The organism is Sphingobium lactosutens (assembly GCF_013393185.1).
Taxonomy (GTDB): Bacteria; Pseudomonadota; Alphaproteobacteria; order Sphingomonadales; family Sphingomonadaceae; genus Sphingobium; species Sphingobium lactosutens_A.
On sequence record NZ_QJQX01000083.1, the window covers coordinates 62,403 to 81,869 of the forward strand.

15 protein-coding genes are annotated in these 19,467 nt (G+C 62.5%); 5 read left to right on the plus strand and 10 right to left on the minus strand.

Annotated elements, in window-relative coordinates:
- Positions 1 to 45: 45 nt before the first annotated feature.
- The gene (locus tag DM806_RS24630) at positions 46 to 2,289 is read right to left on the minus strand and encodes a GumC family protein (protein WP_179045788.1); all 2,244 of its coding nucleotides are present in this window, start codon (positions 2,287 to 2,289) and stop codon (positions 46 to 48) included.
- Between the two features lie 215 nt (positions 2,290 to 2,504).
- Between DM806_RS24630 and DM806_RS24635 the strand changes: the two genes are divergently transcribed.
- Positions 2,505 to 3,953: a lipopolysaccharide biosynthesis protein gene (locus DM806_RS24635; RefSeq protein ID WP_179045789.1), complete on the plus strand. Its 1,449-nt coding sequence runs from the start codon at positions 2,505 to 2,507 to the stop codon at positions 3,951 to 3,953.
- Here the strand turns inward: DM806_RS24635 and DM806_RS24640 are convergent.
- From DM806_RS24640 to DM806_RS24680, 9 genes are all read right to left on the minus strand, one after another.
- Positions 3,850 to 4,581, minus strand: coding sequence for a LuxR C-terminal-related transcriptional regulator (locus tag DM806_RS24640; protein WP_256869481.1), 732 nt, complete (start codon positions 4,579 to 4,581; stop codon positions 3,850 to 3,852). The genes DM806_RS24635 and DM806_RS24640 overlap by 104 nt on opposite strands.
- Positions 4,582 to 4,908: 327 nt before the next feature.
- Entirely contained in the window at positions 4,909 to 5,988 is a 1,080-nt protein-coding gene (locus tag DM806_RS24645; RefSeq protein ID WP_179045790.1) for a glycosyltransferase family 4 protein, read from the minus strand.
- Positions 5,985 to 6,695, minus strand: a complete 711-nt coding sequence (locus tag DM806_RS24650) for an HAD family hydrolase (RefSeq protein WP_179045791.1) — start codon at positions 6,693 to 6,695, stop codon at positions 5,985 to 5,987. Before DM806_RS24650 ends, DM806_RS24645 begins: the two co-directional genes overlap by 4 nt.
- Complete coding sequence (locus tag DM806_RS24655; RefSeq protein WP_256869482.1) at positions 6,692 to 7,639, minus strand: ATP-grasp domain-containing protein; 948 nt, start codon at positions 7,637 to 7,639, stop codon at positions 6,692 to 6,694. The genes DM806_RS24650 and DM806_RS24655 overlap by 4 nt, the downstream gene beginning before the upstream one ends.
- 68 nt (positions 7,640 to 7,707) lie before the next feature.
- Positions 7,708 to 8,394 carry a PIG-L deacetylase family protein gene (locus tag DM806_RS24660; protein WP_179045792.1) on the minus strand — a complete coding sequence of 229 codons (687 nt, stop codon included), beginning with the start codon at positions 8,392 to 8,394 and terminating at the stop codon, positions 7,708 to 7,710.
- Positions 8,395 to 8,396: 2 nt separating this feature from the next.
- The gene (locus DM806_RS24665) at positions 8,397 to 9,305 is read right to left on the minus strand and encodes a formyltransferase family protein (protein WP_179045793.1); all 909 of its coding nucleotides are present in this window, start codon (positions 9,303 to 9,305) and stop codon (positions 8,397 to 8,399) included.
- Positions 9,277 to 11,037 (minus strand): sugar transferase, encoded by a 1,761-nt coding sequence (locus tag DM806_RS24670; RefSeq protein WP_179045794.1) that lies wholly within the window; start codon positions 11,035 to 11,037, stop codon positions 9,277 to 9,279. The genes DM806_RS24665 and DM806_RS24670 overlap by 29 nt, the downstream gene beginning before the upstream one ends.
- The gene (locus DM806_RS24675; protein WP_179045795.1) at positions 11,034 to 12,278 is read right to left on the minus strand and encodes a glycosyltransferase; all 1,245 of its coding nucleotides are present in this window, start codon (positions 12,276 to 12,278) and stop codon (positions 11,034 to 11,036) included. Before DM806_RS24675 ends, DM806_RS24670 begins: the two co-directional genes overlap by 4 nt.
- Positions 12,275 to 13,510, minus strand: a complete 1,236-nt coding sequence (locus DM806_RS24680; RefSeq protein ID WP_179045796.1) for a glycosyltransferase family 4 protein — start codon at positions 13,508 to 13,510, stop codon at positions 12,275 to 12,277. The genes DM806_RS24675 and DM806_RS24680 overlap by 4 nt, the downstream gene beginning before the upstream one ends.
- A gap of 379 nt (positions 13,511 to 13,889) precedes the next feature.
- Here DM806_RS24680 and DM806_RS24685 point away from each other — a divergent pair, with 379 nt between their 5' ends.
- Genes DM806_RS24685 through DM806_RS24700 form a run of 4 tightly spaced genes read left to right on the plus strand, consistent with a single transcriptional unit; the run spans position 13,890 to position 19,277 of the window.
- Complete coding sequence (locus DM806_RS24685; RefSeq protein WP_179045797.1) at positions 13,890 to 15,878, plus strand: polysaccharide biosynthesis protein; 1,989 nt, start codon at positions 13,890 to 13,892, stop codon at positions 15,876 to 15,878.
- A complete protein-coding gene (locus tag DM806_RS24690) occupies positions 15,862 to 17,130 on the plus strand; it encodes a DegT/DnrJ/EryC1/StrS family aminotransferase (RefSeq protein ID WP_179045798.1) in 1,269 nt (422 codons plus the stop codon). The genes DM806_RS24685 and DM806_RS24690 overlap by 17 nt, the downstream gene beginning before the upstream one ends.
- 15 nt (positions 17,131 to 17,145) lie before the next feature.
- A complete protein-coding gene (locus DM806_RS24695; RefSeq protein WP_179045799.1) occupies positions 17,146 to 17,985 on the plus strand; it encodes a sulfotransferase family protein in 840 nt (279 codons plus the stop codon).
- A complete protein-coding gene (locus DM806_RS24700; RefSeq protein WP_179045800.1) occupies positions 17,985 to 19,277 on the plus strand; it encodes an O-antigen ligase family protein in 1,293 nt (430 codons plus the stop codon). The genes DM806_RS24695 and DM806_RS24700 overlap by 1 nt, the downstream gene beginning before the upstream one ends.
- The last annotated feature ends 190 nt before the right edge of the window (positions 19,278 to 19,467 follow it).

A 19,467-nucleotide genomic window follows, 5' to 3' on the forward strand; every position in this document is an offset into this window, starting at 1 on the left:
TTGCCTGCCCACCGCTGCCGGGTGGGTCGGGTTATTGCTTCAATCCTACCCCGCACGGCGGCCGATCAACCGCATGAGAGGCGCAAGTCGATTGGGACTCTCCTCCTCGCCATAGGTATATTTGCGATAATGCTGGATGCTGTCGCCGTAGCGAAGCTGCGCATGCTTCCGATATTGCACACGATTGAACGCGGCGCCGGTGATCGGCTCGCCGAACTGCAATATGGCGGACCGCAGAAGATCCGGCGTCGTGCGGCCCCAGCGAAGCACCATCACCGTCTGGTCGGCATAAGGAGCAAGCTCCTGCGCGTCACCTACTGCCAGCACGGGCGGTGTATTGAGGACAATCACGTCATACCGCGCGCGCAAGGCCGCAATCAGCGTTTCGACCCTTGGCGAGGCGATCGCCGCGCCAGGATCGGGTGCCGAGCGAAGCGCCCTTATGCCATGGATGGCAGGCGTCGACGCGCTGGTCAGGATAATCTCGTCAAGCGTGGCGTTGCCGGCGAGATAATCGAGCAGGTCCTTGCCCGACGTACCGCGCTGCAAGGTGCTGCCAAGGCCAGGGCGGCGCAGGTCGAAATCAATCACGATCGCGCGCCGGCCACGGGCGATGGCGGCAGCCGCCAGACCGATGGACAGCGTCGTCTTGCCATCACCCGGCAAGGGCGATGTGACCATCACCACGTTACCGGCGGCGCGACCGGAGGTGCGTGCAAGTCGGCTTTCGATCGACCGCACCGATTCGGCAAAGGTCGAATAGGGGTGATCGATCACGCGCTGATGCGTGGCGATGCGCTGTTCCCGACGATCCGAAAGACGCGGGATCAACCCAAGCGTCGGCAAGCCGGCAATCGCCCAGATTTGCGCCGCACTGCGAACCTGGGTATCGAGTGCTTCACTCAACATGACGACGATCAACCCGAACATGATCGCAGCGACGGCGGCCGCAGCCATGATTTGCGTTCGACGCGGGAAGCTGGGCTGGGTCGGCTGCAAGGCGACAGATGCGATGGAGGCATCTGCCTTCACATTTTTCTCGTCCCTGCGGATTTCATTGAGGCGACCAAGCGAAGCGAGATACACCGTCTGCATTGCCTGGGCGTTGCGTTCCAGATCGGCAAGCGGGACGCCTTCGACAATATTGTTCAGCGAGCGCGCCCTCAACGAAGCCACGTCGCCAGCCAGTTGCGCCTCGCGCGACTGCTGCGCCGAAGCTTCATTGGACAGTTGCGACCGCACCCGCGCGGATTCAGTGGCAATATTGCCGTCCAGCTGGGCCAGTTCGGCATAGGCCTTCTTCACGTCGGGATGACCGTTCCCGTAAAGCGTGGCAAGTTCGCCGAGGCGGCGCTGAACGCTCGCCTGCTGACTGCGAAGCTCGGCGAGCAGCGGCGACATCAACTGCCCCGCCGAACCGGACCGCCGCTGCGCCTCTGCGCGCTGACCACGTGTCGCGGCGAGTTCGGCGGCCGCGCGGCCGAGTTGCGCGGAATTGGCATCATTGCCGGCTCCCGGATCAAGACCGCGCGACCGGCGATAGGACGCGATGGACTGTTCGGTGGACACAAGCTGCCCACGCAGTTCTGCGACACGCTCGCCCAAGGTCTGGATGCGGCGCTTGATGGCGGACTGCCGCTCATCAACTTGCGACTTCACATATACGCGCGTGATCTTGTTGGCGATCCGGGCCGCCTTGTCGGGGCTGACCGACGTTACCGTAACGTCCACAAAGCTCGACTGCCCATCCTGATCGACCTTGAGGGCGTCGAGAAGGCGGTCGGTGGTCCGTTCGATCAGTTGAGGCGACGTGCTTCCCTTGACCGATGCCTTTGCCAGCGCCCGGTCGTCCACGTTCCAGAAAGTAAGACGATCCAGGAAATTATCCCATGACGTCCGCTTGTCAGGATTGGCATAGGGATTGAATTCGGGATCGTCGTGCAGGGCCAGGTCGCGAACCACCTGCCGCGCCAGCGGCCGGGACTGGAGGAGCTGTATCTGCGTTTCGATCTGATGTTCGCGTCGCAGTTCGGCATCACGGATCGATGCCGCAGTTTCTTCCTCTGCCGGAAGCACAGTTTCGCCCGTATCCACGCGCATGACAGCCGTAGCTTGATAGCGCGGCTCGATGAAGGCCAGCGCAATGGCCGCCAGGACGATGACGACTAGAAAGGTGATAGCCAGCCGCCTTTGGTGACGCCGCAGCACCCTCAGAAAATCGACGCCCGATGCCTGCTGCGGCACGGAGGGAGGGGGTGGCCGCATATCCGCCAGCGCACGGTCCTGCATATTCCATCACTCCGAATCGATAGACCATTGAACAATGTGGAGCCTTGGACCTTACGCGGGTCGCGATATGCGGCTAGAAACCAGAAGGGTGTTTCCCAGCGATTTTGGGTAGCATCCCCCGCCTCTACTACCGCCGGCCGGGTTCGCCATACCTCTACTGAACTATCCCTCTTTGCCGCCTAGCATTCAGCCAGCGGAACCGGCACGCCACAGTCATGAATCAAGAGCCACCGTCATCGCCCAGCTCCGTCGCGTCGATCGGCGGGGATATCGAAACCATGGCCCTGACCGGCATGGAGGAGTCGTCCCGCGGCGCTCGTCCCGAAGGGCGCGGCCGCGCGCAAATGGGATGGATGCTGAGGCAGGTCGCCCATCTGGCGACCGGAAATGCCACCGCCATCGGCATCGGCATGGTGACACTCGCGTTCATGGCCCAGATGCTGGGGCCGGCCTTGCTGGGCATGCTTGCCATGGTCGAAGCCTATGGCCGCCTGATCGACCAGATCATCCGGCTGGAATCCTGGCAAGCGATCATCCGCTACGGGTCCGCTGCGATAGAAAGAGGCGATCGGCGGGGTTTCATGCGCCTCGTGCAATTCGGTGTCGCGCTGGATGTGAGCGGTGCGCTGGCCGCAGGTGCAATCACGTTGCTGGCGGCACCCTATGTCGGCGCATGGCTGGGGTGGGATATGGAAACCCAGGAGATGGCACGCTTTTACAGCATCGCCGTTTTCTTCGGAATCTCTTCGACCCCGATCGGCATCCTGCGCCTGTTCGATCGGTTCGCCGTCATCGCCTGGGTCGAGCCCGGTCTCGCGTTGCTGCGTCTTGCCGCCGTGGCGCTGATCTGGGCAACCGGCGGATCGATCTGGGAATTGCTGGCGACCATGATCGCCGTTCCCTGCCTCCAGCGGATGGCACTCAGCTTCGCTGCCATCGTCGAATTACGGCGTAACGACTATCGCTTCACCCCGCGGATCGACGGCCTGGCCCTCGCGCCCGAGTTCGAGGGAATCTGGCCGCAGATCCTGTCCGCAAATGGTACCGTATTGGTGCGCAAGGCAACCCAGGAACTCGATATATTGGCCGTCGGCGCAATCGCCGGGCCGATCGGCGCAGGGATTTACCAACTGGTTCGCAAATTCACGCTCGCGGCGATGAAGGCTGGCGCAATGTTGCAGCAGGTGGCGCTGCCCGATCTGGCGCGCCTCTGGGCACGGCGGGACATCGACAATTTCGTCGCCGCCATCCGGCAGGTCGAACTCCTGACCTTCAGCGTGGCGATATGTTTCGTGCTTGGGGTGTTGTTCGTCGGCGATGACGTCATCCGCCTGGTCGCGGGACCGGATTTCGAGGATGCCGGACATCCGCTGATCGTACAGTCGATCGCCGCATTGCTGTTCCTGGCCGGAAGCGCGCTCAGGCCCGCCCTGATGACCATGGGGTTCCAGCCCCAAGTCTTCCGCGTTGCACTGGTCGCCGGCGCCGTTTTCTTCATCACACTCTATATTGCCACGCCAAGGCTTGGCGTGGTGGGCGCCGGCGTGGCGCACATCATGTTCAATTTGATCTGGCTACCTTCATGTCTGCTAATATTCCTGAAGGCGCTAAAGCAGGAACGGGCATCGGCATCTCAGCCCCATCGCTCGCCAGACCCCGACTGACGGCCCAGATGGCGGCCTGGGTACGGTTGCGCACGCGCAATTTCCGCAAAATAGCCTTGATGTGGACCTTCACGGTCGCATCGGCGATCTGCAAACGACGGGAAATCACCTTGTTCGGCTCCCCATCGACCAGACATCTGAGAATGTCGACTTCACGCGTCGAAAGATTATTGCCAGCCGCTCCAACGCTCCAGTATTTCGATATGGAGCAGGGCTGCGCACTGGCGAGCGATTCAGCGATCTGCGACGGCAGAACCTTTTCGCCCAGCGCCGTCAACCGAAGCGCGCCCGCCAAGGGCCGACAGGATATCTGCTTGACGATATAGCCATCGACGGCACCTGTCATGAATGCGCGCGATACATCCTGCACGCTATATTCATCAGCCATGATGACGATCCGGGCTTCAGGATAGCGCATACGTACTTCTTCGCACGTCGCCAGACCTTCATCTATGTCGATCGCATCGACAATGATGACTGTCCCTTGGTCAATTCCGTGATCCAGTTCCATCGGTCGTGAAACGGTATCATCGACCAGAAAATCTTCTTCTATGAGAATTCGCTTTAGACCTTCACGAATAATCTCGTTCTTGCCTACAATAGCTAGATGGATGGGCGCGTCTGTCATGTCCAATATCCCCCTCATGGATTAGGGACGGATCGTGCGACCAGTTGTCGAAGATATTATCGATCCTCGTTGATTAATTTTATGTTCACCTATTTACGTCCGAAAGGGGTATAAAAAAAATATACCAGTTTAACATCGGCGGGATAATTATAAGATTTTAAAATAGTGTCCGAAAATGCAACATGATGCATCAGCGTCGTTTCGGACAAAGATGTGATCCCACCACAATATACTTGATGCAGGTTAGATTTACTGTCCTTGCATCGCAGCATAGATCGACATGATCGACGATCGGCTGGTCGTGATCAATATTGCTGCTCTCCGGAATCAGGCGTGCGCGTTTTCGATCACCTGCATCCAGCGCGACAGCACGGCGCTTTCCCGGAACATCTTCACCCGTTCCACGGCGCCGCTGCCCAGCCGTTCGCGATCCGCGGGTGAAGACATGAGTTGGGCCAAGGCGTTAGACAATTCATTGACATTTTCGGGAGGTACGAGCAGCCCACTGACATTGGGTTCGATAAGGTCCGATGGTCCGAAGTCGCAATCATAGGCCACAACGGCCAGGCCCGCCTGCATAGCTTCGCCAACAACATTGGCGAACCCTTCGTAGCGCGAGGACAGGACGAACAAAGTCGCCGATTCGATCCATTCGCCATGATGTGCAGTGCAACCAGGCAGGCCGATGCGCCGCGTCAATCCGAGCGACGCAACCTGCGCCTCAAGCGCCGACCGATCCGGTCCTTCACCGAAAATCACCAGGTTCCAGTCTGGAAAACGCTCCGCTAGAGAGGCGAAAGCGGCGATCAGCAGGTCAAAGCCCTTTTGTTCGTTCAGTCGCCCGACCGCGACAAGTTGCGGCGGCCAGTCATGCCTTGGCCCATAGGGCAATGGACATACCGGGTTGGGAATGACAACCGCCCGTTTTCGCTCGACCGGGCGCAGGCGCTCTCGTCCCTTATGGGTTAGCATGACGATCGAGGCTGCGCGCGGATAGAGATAGCGCAACGCAAAGCGCCACAGGGGATGCGCCGGCTGCCGATCCGGATTATTCCGCTCGGACACGATTACCGGCATTTTCCCGCCACGCGTCGCCAGCAAGGTCAATACATTGACCTTTGTCAGGAAGGATATGACGACGTCGAACCGACCCTGGAGCGTCCGGCGAAGCGCCCAGCAGCGTCGGACGGCCGCAATCCATGCGCTCAACCCTCGTCCTTTGGTGGGCAATGCGAGACGAATGAGCGAGACCCGGGGATCGATCGGATGGAAGATCGGATCGCCCGGTCGGTCGAAGGTCACGATCGTCACCTCCCACCCCCTTGCCAGGGATCCAGCGGCGAGTTTGCTGATGACGCGCTCGGCGCCACCTGCACTAAGGCCGGCCAGGACGAAAGCGACCTTCATCCGATCTGGCTCCTTTCAACGATAGAATCGAACAGTGCCAGGATGCGCTCATGGCTCCATTGGTCGAACGACGCGATCGCCATGTCGGCCCGGTGCATGTCGCTCGGCGCGGTTCGCGGATGAATGGCTTCAGGTCGGTCGATCTGGACCGTGCCCCAGCCCAGCGCGCGCGGCGCGAGAAAGTCCTTGGTCGGATTGTCCGCCACATAGATGAACCGGGTGGAACGCCCGGCATGCGCCGCCTGCACACCTTCATAGGCGCGACTGTGCGGCTTCCAATAGTCCCGCCCCCAATCGTCGGTACAGATGATCGGATTGATACCAAAGCGCGGCAGATCAAGCGCATCAACCTTGCGATGCTGGGCCACGCTGAAACCGTCGCTGATCAGTGCGAAGGCATAATCATGCCCGGCCGACAGGAAGGCCCGCGCATCCGGCGCAAGTTGAATGTCCGGCACATGCCCGCGATAGACCGAAACCATCTGTAGGATCATTTGCGGGTCGACAGGCACGCCCAGCATGGTCAGGGCAGTGTCGAACAATTTGTCATATCGGCCGGATTCAACGAGCCTGATCGCGGCATCGGCCAGACCTTTCAGCCCGATCGCCGATCGCGCCCACAGGTCCACGGCGCGGATGCCGCTGCGAACATAATCGCGCTCCAGATAGAGCGTGTCGTCCAGATCGAAAACCAGGGTGATAGTCACGGCGAAACGAAGATGGCAGCATCATAACGCAGCATCATGACGCCGGTGGTCCAGTCATTGCTTGCGCTGCTCGGCAGGCTCAACCGCTCCTCGATCAGCCATTGGGCGAAGGAGGCCCCGGCGGATTCCGCCAGCGGATAGCCTCCGCCAAAACGGGCATTGATTTCGAACAGCTTGGCCGTGCCATCGGCGGCGATGATCGCCTGATAGCAAAGCGCACCACGCGCACCCGGCAAAGCGGCCGCCAGCTTCTCGGCCATATCGAGAAGCTGGATCGGCCGGCCGGTGACGCCCTTCTCCACCTCGCCGGCACGCACCTGCACCCGATGATGCGGCACCACCGAATGGAGCAAGCCCTTGCCATCGAAATAGAGATTGACCGTCCATTCCTCGCCCAGCAGCAGTTCCTGGACAATCATCGGCTCCGGCACGGAGGCCGGCAATTTATCGATGGTGTCGATCTTCAGGATCGAACGCCCTGCGCTGCCGCCACGTGGCTTGACGATAGCCGGCCCAGTCCATGCTGCAGGATCGATATCCTCCCATGCCGTCGTACGGGGCACCGGGATGCCATGCTCGGTCAGGAAGCGGGCGGTCAGCAGCTTGTCCCGGCAAATGGCAACCAGCGCCGGATCGCTGACCGACACCCAGACCCCCAGCGTCGCGAGCCGGTCACGGGCATCGGCCAGGGGCTGCAACTCCGTATCGATCGTCGGGACGACCAGCCCCACCCCATTGTCGCGGCAGATCGCCTCGATCGCGGGCACATAATCCGGGTCATCCGCTCGCGGCACCCGGAATGACTTGTCGGCGAAGCGACAGGCGGCGCTCCATTCGGGCTGGATGTCGCAGGCGATGATCTGAAGATCGACGCCCAGATGCCCCGCCGCGCGCCGGAAGGCAATCAGCAGTTCGACCCTGCGACCGGCTGAACAGATCAGCATCGTCAGTCGCTTTCTGGACGCAGGCTGCGACTTGATTTCTCCCATCCGATCCCCCGTCATCTGATGCATCAGATTACCTCCCGGATTAGCATAAATGCCTCGGCTGCATAGCGATGGACGGTCGCGCCGCGCAGCATGGCCAGCGCCCGCAACGCCTCGGGCGACCGTTCGTTTGGAAAGATACCGCATTGCGACTGGAAGCAGGCGAAGGCGGCGAGCTTGCGCTCCAGCGTCTCATGAATGTCGATGAAGATGTTGGGCGCAAAGCCCGGCTCGATCTGCGGCGCGGCCCAGTTGGTTTCCGACAATGTCTCATAGGCGTAAAGCCGGAGCGGATAGTGCCAGCTGCGCGGCCGGGCAGCCACCATGGCGGACCGGAAGATCAGTTGATGGTCGAGATGGATGTCGCCCAGAAACGGCAGGAAGACCGTATCGGGCTTAACCTCTTCGAACAGCTGCCCCATTGCGCCGTTCAGGTCGGCATGGGGCACCTGATCCAGTTCGGCAGCCGGCTGGTCGAGAAAATGGGTGCGCGCCACGCCAAGCAGTTCGTGCGCCGCAAGCGCCTCGTGGCGCACGCGATCGGCCCCTTCCTGTGAATAGCGTGGCGCCCTACCCCGCGTGACGATCGCCACATGGACATCGCGCCCCGCGTCCGCGAGCCGCGCCATCACGCCGCCGCAACCCAGAACCTCATCGTCCGGATGCGGCGCGATCACCAGCGTCACCCCGCTGTCGATCATCCTGTCACTCATGCCTACGCCCCCAACATGCTGTGCAAGGCGGGCTTGCGTTCCCGCGTGGCTTCATAGTCCGTCACATGGAGCGCACGGCCATCGCCGCAACAGACAGCAAATCCCTGTTCGTCGCGCAGGATCACTTGGCCGGGACTGGCATGTTGCCGCTCGGCGCATGCACAGGCGCGCGCGGCCCATATCGTGATCCGGTCTTCGCCCGCCCCGGTGAATGCGCCCGGATAGGGGCGTCCCACTGCGCGCACCAGCCGCTCGATCGCTTCTGCCGGCTGACGCCAGTCAATCTGTCCGTCGCTCGGCCGCCGGCGCGTGGCATAGGTCGCCACCTTTTCGTCCTGAAGCTGTGCCGACATCTCTCCCCGAAGCAAGCGCGGCAGCAGTTCGCGCAGCATGGCGTCGAGCGCAACCATATGCTTGGCATAGAGTGTCGCGGCGGTTTCATCGGGCGCGACATGGAAATAATGCTGCGCGAGCAGCGGGCCACTGTCGACCCCCTCATCGATCCAGAAGAGAGTGGATGCCGTGATCTTCTCGTCCAGCAGGATCGTCCAGGGTATGACGGCCCGGCCCCGCAACCGGGGCAAAGGCGCAGGATGATATCCAACAACGCGTCCGCCCGCCGCTGCGCGAAAGTCCGGCCCGCATATCTGCGACCAGCCGATCACGAAGACGATGTCGGGAGCGATCGTCCTGATCTGGTCAAGAAAATCGACCGCATTGCAGGCTGCTACGGGGATCAGCGCCGCGCCGGTCCGCGCGGCAATAGGCGCCAGATCGACGAAATCCGAATGGCGCGACGCCAGTTCCGGCGGCAATGTCCCGATCGCCGCCAGCGTCCAGCCGGGCGTGTCGGCGATGGCTTCGGCAGCGACGCGTGTCCCTTCAACCGCGCCGATCAGCAACGCTCGCATACGCCCTCCGAATATGCATCGGGCTGATTCGTTCGCCCCCGAATATGGTCCCCACCGTCCTGAGCGCAATCCAGAGATCCCGGCCCAGCGAGCGGTGCTCGACATACCAGAGGTCCAGCGCCAATTTATCGGCGTCGCTCAGCAACGCATTACCGTTGACTTGCGCCCATCCGGTCAGCCCAGGCCGCACGCTGCCGCGCCGCAATCCCCTCTCGCCCATCATCTCCACCGTTGCAGGCAGAAGCGGGCGCGGCCCGACGAAGCTCATCTCTCCGCGCGCGATGTTCCAGAGTTCGGGCAATTCATCGAGCCGGCTGCGGCGCAGCAGCCTGCCAAAGGACGTCAATCGCGCCTCGTCCGGCAACGACTGTCCCTGGGCATCGCGCAAATCGCCCATCGACCGAAATTTGACGAGGTCGAAGGCCTGACCGCCACGACCGGCGCGATGCTGGCGGAACAACACGGGACGACCCAGTATCAGGGCGACCACCATGCCCAGCAGCAGCATGACCGGCAGCAGGGCGATCAGAGCCAGTCCAGCGAGCGTGCGCTCGACCAAGGGATGGTCGCCAAGCGCGCGGCCGTCCGGGCGCCGGGGCGAAGGGCCGATCAGACCCATTTCCTTCAGGAGCAGGCCATTGACCTTGTCGACATGATAACGATCTTCCGCCAACTGACGGGAGCAGGCTCCCATGGCGGTGATCCGGTCGGGATTGGCTGCCAGTAGCGCCATGGCGCTTGCCAGTGCCTCGGCATCGCGGGGCGGCACGAGCAGGCCGTTTTTACCCGGTATAACCGTCTCGCGGCATCCCGGCGTGTCGGTCGTGACGATCGGGCGGCCCACCGCCATGGCTTCCAATATAGTCCGCGGCAGACCTTCACGATAGAAGGTCGGGAGGACGAAGACGCTCGCCGCGGCCAGATGAGGCCGTACGTCGCGAGTGGAACCCAGATAGTCGATGCCCTTCGCCTGCCAGCTTGCCATTTCCTCTGCGCTGAACCCGGCCTTGCCCGGTTCCTGCGGTCCCAATATCCGAAAGCGGGCGTCCGGACATTGCCTGCGCACCTTCACCGCTGCCTCGACGAACTCTCCTATGCCCTTGTTGCGCATCAGGCGCGCGACCAGAAGGAAGATCGGCGGTCCGTCCGGGATCGGCTGCTGCGTGAACTGGGCGGTATCGATGCCCGATCCCGGCACTTGCGTCGCCCTCTGTCTGGGAGAGAGGATCGCGTGACGGCGCATCTCAGCCTCGTCATCGGCGTTGAACACGAAAATGCCCGCCGCTCGCGCGATCGCCATGCGATAGAGGAAGGAAATCAGGGGCCGAAGGAAACGGCGCTTCCCACTGGCCGGCTCGTCATCCGAATAGACGTGCCCAAGTCCGCTCACCATCGCGAAGAAGCGGGCGCGCGGTGCGGCAGAGCGAGCTGCCATGCCGCCATAGATGATCGGCTTTTGCGTATAGGCCAGGATCACGTCGGGCGCCTCGCTGCGGATGATCCGCCCCAGCGCCCATAAGGTGCCGATATCACGCCAGGGATTGGTGCCGATGCGATCCATCGGCACGCGCCGATAGCCAATGCCCATCCTGTGCAGTTCAGCATCCGTGGCCGGGTCTTCATCGGGCGCGCATGCAACGACCTCATGCCCCTCCGCGACCATCCGCCGCAGCAGCGCGCCCCTGAAATTGACCAGTGAATAGGCCAGGCTTGCCAGCACCAATATTTTCATAGGCTGTGCGCTCCAGCCTCGCTTGCGAGTGCGCTGGCGCTGACGGAGCCGCTGCCCTGCATGGCATGACGAACGGCGCTGGCATAGAGGCGACGATAGCGGACGGCGATGTCGTTTATGTCGAAATGGGCGACCGCTCGCGAACGCCCGGCCGCGCCCATCGCCCGGCGCGCATCATCGCCAAGATCCGCGAGACCTGCCAACGCCGCCGCCATGGCGTCGGCGTCACGCGGCGGCACGCTGCGTCCCCCCTCGCCCATCACCCAGGCACTATCCCCGACATCGGTAGCGACACACGGCACGCCGCAGGCCATCGCTTCGCCCAGGATATTGGGGAAGGCCTCCCCCCAGGCGGAGGACAAGGCCACGATGTCGACACCCGGCAACCAGTCGGCGACATCTGCCCGTTCACCAGCGAACGTCACGGCATCGGGCGGCAGGCATTCGCCGATCGCCTGCATCAGCGCGGCACCCGGCGCATCCATGCCCGGTCCCACTAGCAACAACCGGCAGTCGCGGCCAGATGCGCGCACCTTCCCGATTGCCCGTACCAGCATGACATGATCCTTCATGGGATGATTGCGCGCGACCATGCCGATGACCATCCCATCGTCTGCCATACCGAACAGCGACTTCAGCCGCTGACGCGCATGGGCATCGGGGCGATAGCGGGTCAGATCGAACCCGTTGGGAATATGGATGGCGCGCGAAGCGTCAAAACCGAAGGCGGCATGCTCGTTCGCAGCGGTCCGCGAATTATAGATGATACCATCGACATTGCGCGAGAGGCGCGCACTGAGCGAAAGCAGCGCCCGGCTGGTCCATTTCTCGACCTTCGGATCAGCCAGCGAATGACGCACGTTCCAGAGCAACGGCACCCTTCGCTTGACGGCCAATTGCGCCATGCTGGCGGCAAGATTGCCATGATACATCCATCCCTGCAGCAGGTCGGGCTGAAGCATGCCCGTGATGCGCAGGAGCCGAAGCAGGCCAATCGGTCCGGGATAACCGCGCGCCATGCCGAGCGTGTAGGTGGGGCAGCCGCTCTGCCGCAATCGATGCGTGAAGCTGCCGGGGCGCATGAGCGAAAGCACCGCCGGGCGAACGCCGTTGCGCTTGGCGGCGGTGGCTTCGACCAGCTTGACCAGCATCGATTGCGCACCACCAACGTCGAGGCTGGTGGTGATATGTTGGACCAGTCCCGGCATGGCGGATATTGCGGCGGGTGTAGGCGCATTCATATGGCGAGTGCCTCCCGATAGATTCTGGCGATTTTGTTTACATGGGCTTCGACGCTGAACTTCTGCAGCGCCTCCTGGCGTGCACGATGCGCGATCGTCATCGCCATCCGGGGATCGTCGATAACGCCCAGCACATGATCGGCCAGGTCATCGGGATCGTCCGGGTGGGCGAGCAGTCCCGTGCCCCTGTTGCGGATCGCCTCGATATTGCCTCCGGACGCAGCGGCGACCACCGGCGTGCCGACCAGCATGGCCTCTATGACGGTGCGGCCGAAAGGCTCCTCCACCGCCGGAACGAGCAGAACGTCGCTGGCTGCGAGCCAAGGCTCGACCGGCTGCAGGAATCCCATCATGCGCACGCAGTCGGCGACGCCCAGTTCCTGAATATGCTGTCGTATCCGCGCTTCGATCCCGGCTTCATGCTCTTCGCCGAACATCAGCCCGACGATGGGCCGGTCGGGTCTTGCCCGTCGCATCGCGGCGATCGTCTCGACGAAGATCAGCGGACGCTTGCGCGTTGAAAAATGACCCAGGAAGGAAATAACGGCCGTATCCGGGGCAATGCCCAGGCTTGCCTCTGCCGTGGATCGCGCTGACTTGCGATCCACATGCGCGATCGCGGTATCAAAAGGGCTATAAGCGACCGTGGACTTGCCGCGCGCGGACCAGAATCCTTGCGGCGGAGACGCGAAGTTCGACACACATATCACGCGATCGGCTACCAGCGGCGCCAGAAGGCGCAGGCCGGCCGCACGCGGATTGCCGCGATGATGCCAGATATGGCGGGCGCCCGCGAGCCGCGCGGGCATGCCCCATGTCGCATGCATCGCGCCTTCATTGGTATGGACGATCTTGATTTTATGCGCGCGTAGATAGGCGCGCATCCGGGCAATATCGGCAGGCATGGTGGGAAGATCGCGGAGCGCGACATGCCCTGCCTGCCAATAACGCGGGATCGGCGCGCGCTCAAAGGCGATGCCGGCATTTGCCAGAAAATCGGGCAACGGACCGTCCAGGCTATGCAACAGCACTACCGGTTCGAATTGCGTGTGGTTAAGCCCCTGAATGAGTTGCAGGGCCGAAATATGACTTCCGCCAATCAGGCCGCCGGCAAAGGGGAAGCAAACACGGCACTTGTCCATGCTCGTCGGACGGATCCGGCCCATGTCCTGCGGCGCGGGAGTCGATGCATATTCGACCTGCGATACAATATGGCTTTGTAACTCTAGCATCTGGGAATCATTGCCCCCTCACCGTCTGCCGCGAGGCATAGTCGTCACTCGACCGAGACGCCGCCACAGCAACTACGGACACTATCCAAAGGGGGGAGCTGCAAAGGGATCAATGCCCTTCGACCTCGATGAAATGCCAGGCCGGCGCACAAGGCTTAGACTGGCATCCCGCGAAATCACCGCCTTATCCTAAATAAATCATTAAGGGTTAGACGCGGGCAGAACGGATATCACCTATTGTCCCTTAGGACGAAACCTGATGCCCGACTTAATGAGGCTCGGGTTCCTGTCTACCTTTGCTGCAGAACATCGCCACGAAATGTCGCCACGGGAAGAGGTCGCGCTGAGTTCACTACTCGAACTGCATAGGGGGCCGAAAATGGCAGCAGCATTTCAATATCGCTTTTCGGCTCCAAGCCGGACATTGTTGATCTACGCGATTGACGGCCTGATCGCCGGTCTTTCCTTCATCTTCGCCATCAGCCTGCGGGTTGGTTCCATACGCGCGGATACCTTCCTTTCGGACCACAGGCTGGCGCTTCCCCTTTTCGTCGCCGTCGCCGTGGCGACCTTCGCCCTGATGCGGCTGCATCGGAGAGTCTGGCGCTATGCGTCGACAGGGGACATTTTCGTGGTGATGAAGGCGGCGACCGTCGCGATCGGCATCTTTTCGGGGCTGCTCCTCGCCATCGGTGGCGAGTGGTGGCTGCCACGGTCGATCCCGGTCATCCAGTGGCTGATCCTCGTCGTGTTGATGGGCGGCGCACGGATGACGCGGCGCATGGTCGGCGAATATTTCGCCGGCCGCTTCCATCCTCCTGCTCTCGCAGACGATCCGCTCGACGTCGGACGCCCTGCCCTGTTGTTCGGGTCCAGCGACGACATCGAACAGCTGCTGCGCCAACTGGAGCAGGAATCCCATGCCAGTTTCCGCCCGGTGGGTATTCTGGAAGAAACCGGCAAGCATGTCGGCGCCTGGCTGCGCGGCATACCCATCGTCGGTCGGCCAACCGACCTGGCCCAGATCGTGGGAAGGCTGAGCGCGGACGACAAGCGACCCACATGCCTCATTTTCGCCGGCGCGGTGGAGCGTCTTCAGGGAATGGCGATGGTCGATCTGGTCGCTCAGGCCCAGATGCTCGACCTCGACATCGCCTATCGACCCGGCTTCACTGGCTTTTCTCCGGAGAAGGGGATCAAGCTCGACTTCCGCTTCCTCAACCTGGCCGATCTTCTGGGTCGACCGCAGGCACCGCTCGACGGCCGCGCCGTCGCCGACATGATCGAAGGGCGACGGGTCCTGATTACCGGTGCGGGCGGGACCATCGGCCGCGAACTGGCGCGCCAGATTGCCGCCTTCTCCCCCGCCCATATGGTCCTGCTCGACGCAAATGAGTTCAATCTCTACGATGTCGACTTGGAGATGCGGGAAAATCATCCGCAGATCGCCCGGACGCCGGTCCTCTGCTCGATCCGCCAGCGCAACCAGCTGATGCAGGTCTTTGCCGAGCAGCGCCCCGAACTGGTCTTCCACGCCGCCGCACTGAAACATGTGCCTCTGGTTGAAACGCATCCGGTCGCGGGCATCCAGACCAATGTGCTGGGCACGCGCAACGTGGCCGATGCGGCACGCCGCTATGGCGCCCGTGCCATGGTCCAGGTGTCCACCGACAAGGCGGTCAATCCGGTCGGCTTCATGGGTGTCACCAAGAGATTGGGCGAACTTTATTGCCAGGCGCTCGACCTGGAGGGGCGAAACGATCCCGATGCGCCGCGTTTCATCACCGTCCGCTTCGGCAACGTGCTGGGATCGAGCGGCTCGCTCATCCCGCTGTTCCAGCGGCAGTTGAGCCATGGCGGCCCGCTCACCGTTACCCATGCGGAGATCGAGCGTTTCTTCATGACGGTGCACGAAGCCGTGCAACTCATCCTCCAGAGCGCTTCGCGCGGCCTGCGCGACGGGGTGCGCCACGGCCGCATCTTCGTGCTCGACATGGGCGAACCGATCCGGATCATCGAAATCGCGCGCCGCATGATCCGGCTCGCGGGCCTCGACCCGGATATCGATGTCGGGATCGAGATCGTCGGCCTTAGACCGGGCGAGAAGCTGTTCGAGGAACTGTTCGACATCGAGGAGGAGCGACTGCCATCGTCGATCCCGGGCGTGTTCGAAGCAGAACCCCGCCCGATCCCGCTCCAGGTCCTGACCGAGGCATTCGACATACTTCAGGAAGCCAGCAACGATTCGGACGATGACGCCTGCCGCTTCATCGCCAAGGATCTGCTCAACCGCAAGGCCACACTTGTCCAGGGCTATGTCCCGGTGACGAGCCGTACAAATGGTGCTGCCCATGTTCACGCCAATTGAACCCGCCCTGACGACCGCCGCCACGGTCCGCTTTGACGATCTCGCGCCATTGACGGCCCCCGTGTCCAACCACGCGGGCGACCCGATCCGGTCACGCTGGCCGGTCTATGCTGAGGACGAAATCACCGCTGTCGCAGCCGTGCTGCGCAGCGGCCGGGTCAACGCGCTCCATCATGGCGACCAGACCCGTGCCTTCGAACGCGCTTTTGCCGATCTGTGCCGCGCACCGCATGCTATCTCCGTCGCGAACGGGACGCTTGCGCTGGAACTTGCACTGCGTGCGCTGGGTGTTGGCCCGGGGGACGAGGTCATCGTTCCCGCGCGCAGTTTCATGGCCTCGGCAAGCTGCGTCGCGGCGATCGGCGCGATCCCCATCTTCGCCGATGTCGACCCGGACTCGCAGGCGCTCAACGCCTGCACCGTCGCGCAGGCGATCACATCCCGCACCAAGGCGGTGATTGTGGTCCATCTCGCCGGATGGCCCGCACCCATGCACGAAATCATGGTGCTCGCCCGCGCCATGGGCCTGTACGTGATCGAGGATTGCGCTCAGGCCCATGGCGCGGTGCATGATGGCGATCCCGTCGGGTCCCTCGGCGATGCCGCCGCCTTTTCCTTCTGCACCGACAAGATCATCTCGACCGGTGGCGAAGGCGGCATGCTGATATTGCACGACAAGAAGGTCTGGGAACGGGCATGGGCCTATAAGGACCATGGCAAGCTGCCCGAGCCGGTGGACCAGAATGGCGCCCCGGGGACATTCCGCTGGCTGCACGCCAGTCTGGGCAGCAATTATCGCGCGACCGAAATGCAGGCGACGCTAGGTTTGTGCCAGCTCGGCAAGCTGGCCGGCTGGGTGGAAACCCGCCAGCGCAATGCCCATATTCTGGATGCCGCTCTGGCGCCGCTGCCTGCCGTCCGGTTGACCGTACCGCCCGCCGACGTGCGACATGCCTACTATAAATATTATGCCTTCGTGCGGCCGGAATTGCTGGCACGGGGATGGAACCGGGACCGCATCATCGGTGAATGCATCGTCGCCGGCGTACCCTGTGGCGCCGGCAGTTGCCCCGAAATCTATCGGGAACAAGCCTTTGTCGGTAGTCCGTCCGCGCCATTGAACCGGCTGCCCGTTTCCTGGAGGCTGGGCGAAACCAGCCTGATGCTGCCCGTCGATCCGACGCTTGATGCCGGAACGGTCGAGCGGATGGGCATGATCGTCGCGTCGGTGATCGCCAACGCCACAGCCTGAAGAGTGACGAGACAAATGAATGCAGCGCCCCTTCCGCGCCTGATCGTGATCGGCGCCGCCAAAGCCGCTACGACCTGGATCGCCCGGCAGCTTCGCACCAGGCCCGACGTCTTCATGCCCGGACCGGAGCCGCATTATTTCAGCCGCGATTTCGATCAGGGCGAAGGCTGGTATCGGTCGCTTTTCGCGGACGCCCGACCACATCAGCTGGTGGCGGAAAAATCGGCAGACTATCTCGCCCACCCGCAAGCGCCGGCCCGGATCGCCGTGCTGCTGCCCGCGGTCCAGTTGATCGCGCAATTGCGCAATCCGGTCGAACGGGCCTATTCCGATTATTGCATGTTGTTCCGCCGGGGGACGGTCGATGGCGACGTTGCTCGCCATCTCCACCGGGCAACGGCGAGCGAACCACGCTTCCTGGACGACGGCCTTTATGGCCAGCATATCCGGCGTTTCCTAGACCATTTCCCGGCCGAGCAGTTGAAGATCATCCTGCACGAGGACATCAAGCACGATCCAGCCGGCGTAACGGCCGATGTGTTGCAAACGCTCGGCCTGCCAAAAAGCCCCGACGCCGCGCACATCGAAGCCCGCGTGAATGACGGCGCATCGCCGCTTGTCCCGCTGGCCCTGCGCAGGCTGCCATCGCCGATCAAGCGGCTGGTCGCCCCCCTGCGCGGCAACCCCATGTTCGAAGGGGCGCGGAACCTGATTGCGCGGCCGGTTCGCTACCCGCCTCTTCCCGACGATGTTCGACGCTATCTGTTCGATTTCTATCAGCAGGATATCGAGGATCTGGCCCGCATCCTGGGCCGCGACCTGCCCGGCTGGACCGTGCCGGCGATGGCGGCCTGATGGCTCAGGGCAACGCCATCTTCGAGCCGGCCTGGGCGACGGAGGACCAGGACCGGACGCCCTATCATTATGCCATGCTTCGCTTGGCAGAACCGGTGCTGATGCTGGCGGTGTTCCTGGTCCCCTACATCACCTGGCGGATCGAGCCATCCTATCTGTTCACGCTCAGCGATGCCCTCTTCTGCATCGCCGCCGTTCTTCTCCTGGCCGGGCGCGGTGTCGCGATCTGCCCGCTCGGCGAATGGTGGGTCGTCTGGCTTTCGGGTATCGCGGCGCTGCTGTTCGGGTTCTTCATGGGCAGCATCGTCAATGGCGACGCGCTTCGCTGGATCATCGTTGCAGGGCAATATGGCTTTGCCTTTGCCGTGCTGCCGTCCCTGCTGCTGCGCGAACACCGCGCCTCTCTGCTCGGCTTCGCCACCGCGCTGGTGGCAGGCGTTACCGCGATGGAGCTGTTCGGCACGATCGTCTATCATGTAACCGACGGATCGTACGAACAAGCGAAGCGCTTCAGCTTCGAATTCATAACCGGCACGCATCGACTCGGCGCCTTCATGGCCGATGCCAACTGGAATGCGGCAATGATCGCCATGACGGTGCCGTTCGTCCTCTATCTGGCGCGGGTCGGGCGGTTGAACTGGATCTTCACCTTCGGCGCGCTCGGCGCGCTATGCTCGGGCTTGCTATTGTCCGGCTCATTCTCCGGATTCACCAGCACGGCCCTTGGTGCATTGATCTTCCTGCTGCTCGACTGGGGCAAGAGGTCGGCGGGTACGCTCGTCATCATTATCTCGCTGGCAAGCGCCGCACTTTCAACCGGGGTTGCCCTGCCCTCGGCATTCCAGAACCGTGTTGCCAATGCTCTGGAACAAGGCGACCTCAATCAGGCGGGCACCTTCACCGGCCGGATGGAGCTTATCCATGAAGCCTGGGGCATGGTCGGCGAAACGACCCTGGTCGGGCTGGGCGTGGACCAGTTTCGGGTCGTCAGCGTATCGAAAGCGCCCGTCCACAACATGTATCTGCTCGTATGGGCCGAAGGCGGCATCATCTCTCTGATCGGCTGGCTGCTCATCCTGTTCGTGCCGCTCGGGGTGGCCATGCGCCGCTTTGCCTTCGACCGCTCGGCAGCCGCGCTCGTCGTGGCCGTGTTCGTGCCCTTCGTCGTCTTTTCCAATGCATCGCCCCATATGTACTCGCGCAGCTGGGTGGTGCCGCTGGTCCTGGCGATCGGCATCGCAATCACGCGACCGGGACCGGGCAAGCCGGTCGTCGCCGCGTCGATGGAATGATATCGCTGCACCCTGTCGCACACGGGCATGCCTTGCCCAAGCCGGTTCCCACTTTTGCGCGCATCGCCCTAATCCTTCGGGATAGTTCCAGCTCCCGGAAGGGTCAGTCCTTTTGAGGACCATCCTGCCTCAGATGCGTACACCAACGGACAGGACAGACAGGCTAGCATCAGGTCCATGGAATCGACTA

Bases quoted from the DNA above. Each gene is read 5' to 3' on its own strand.
- DM806_RS24630 (WP_179045788.1), bottom strand. From the start codon at position 2,289: ATGCAGGACCGTGCGCTGGCGGATATGCGGCCACCCCCTCCCTCCGTG.
- DM806_RS24635 (WP_179045789.1), top strand. From the start codon at position 2,505: ATGAATCAAGAGCCACCGTCATCGCCCAGCTCCGTCGCGTCGATCGGC.
- DM806_RS24640 (WP_256869481.1), bottom strand. From the start codon at position 4,581: ATGACAGACGCGCCCATCCATCTAGCTATTGTAGGCAAGAACGAGATT.
- DM806_RS24645 (WP_179045790.1), bottom strand. From the start codon at position 5,988: ATGAAGGTCGCTTTCGTCCTGGCCGGCCTTAGTGCAGGTGGCGCCGAG.
- DM806_RS24655 (WP_256869482.1), bottom strand. From the start codon at position 7,639: ATGCTGATCTGTTCAGCCGGTCGCAGGGTCGAACTGCTGATTGCCTTC.
- DM806_RS24660 (WP_179045792.1), bottom strand. From the start codon at position 8,394: ATGAGTGACAGGATGATCGACAGCGGGGTGACGCTGGTGATCGCGCCG.
- DM806_RS24665 (WP_179045793.1), bottom strand. From the start codon at position 9,305: ATGCGAGCGTTGCTGATCGGCGCGGTTGAAGGGACACGCGTCGCTGCC.
- DM806_RS24670 (WP_179045794.1), bottom strand. From the start codon at position 11,037: ATGAAAATATTGGTGCTGGCAAGCCTGGCCTATTCACTGGTCAATTTC.
- DM806_RS24675 (WP_179045795.1), bottom strand. From the start codon at position 12,278: ATGAATGCGCCTACACCCGCCGCAATATCCGCCATGCCGGGACTGGTC.
- DM806_RS24680 (WP_179045796.1), bottom strand. From the start codon at position 13,510: ATGCTAGAGTTACAAAGCCATATTGTATCGCAGGTCGAATATGCATCG.
- DM806_RS24685 (WP_179045797.1), top strand. From the start codon at position 13,890: ATGGCAGCAGCATTTCAATATCGCTTTTCGGCTCCAAGCCGGACATTG.
- DM806_RS24690 (WP_179045798.1), top strand. From the start codon at position 15,862: ATGTTCACGCCAATTGAACCCGCCCTGACGACCGCCGCCACGGTCCGC.
- DM806_RS24695 (WP_179045799.1), top strand. From the start codon at position 17,146: ATGAATGCAGCGCCCCTTCCGCGCCTGATCGTGATCGGCGCCGCCAAA.
- DM806_RS24700 (WP_179045800.1), top strand. From the start codon at position 17,985: ATGGCTCAGGGCAACGCCATCTTCGAGCCGGCCTGGGCGACGGAGGAC.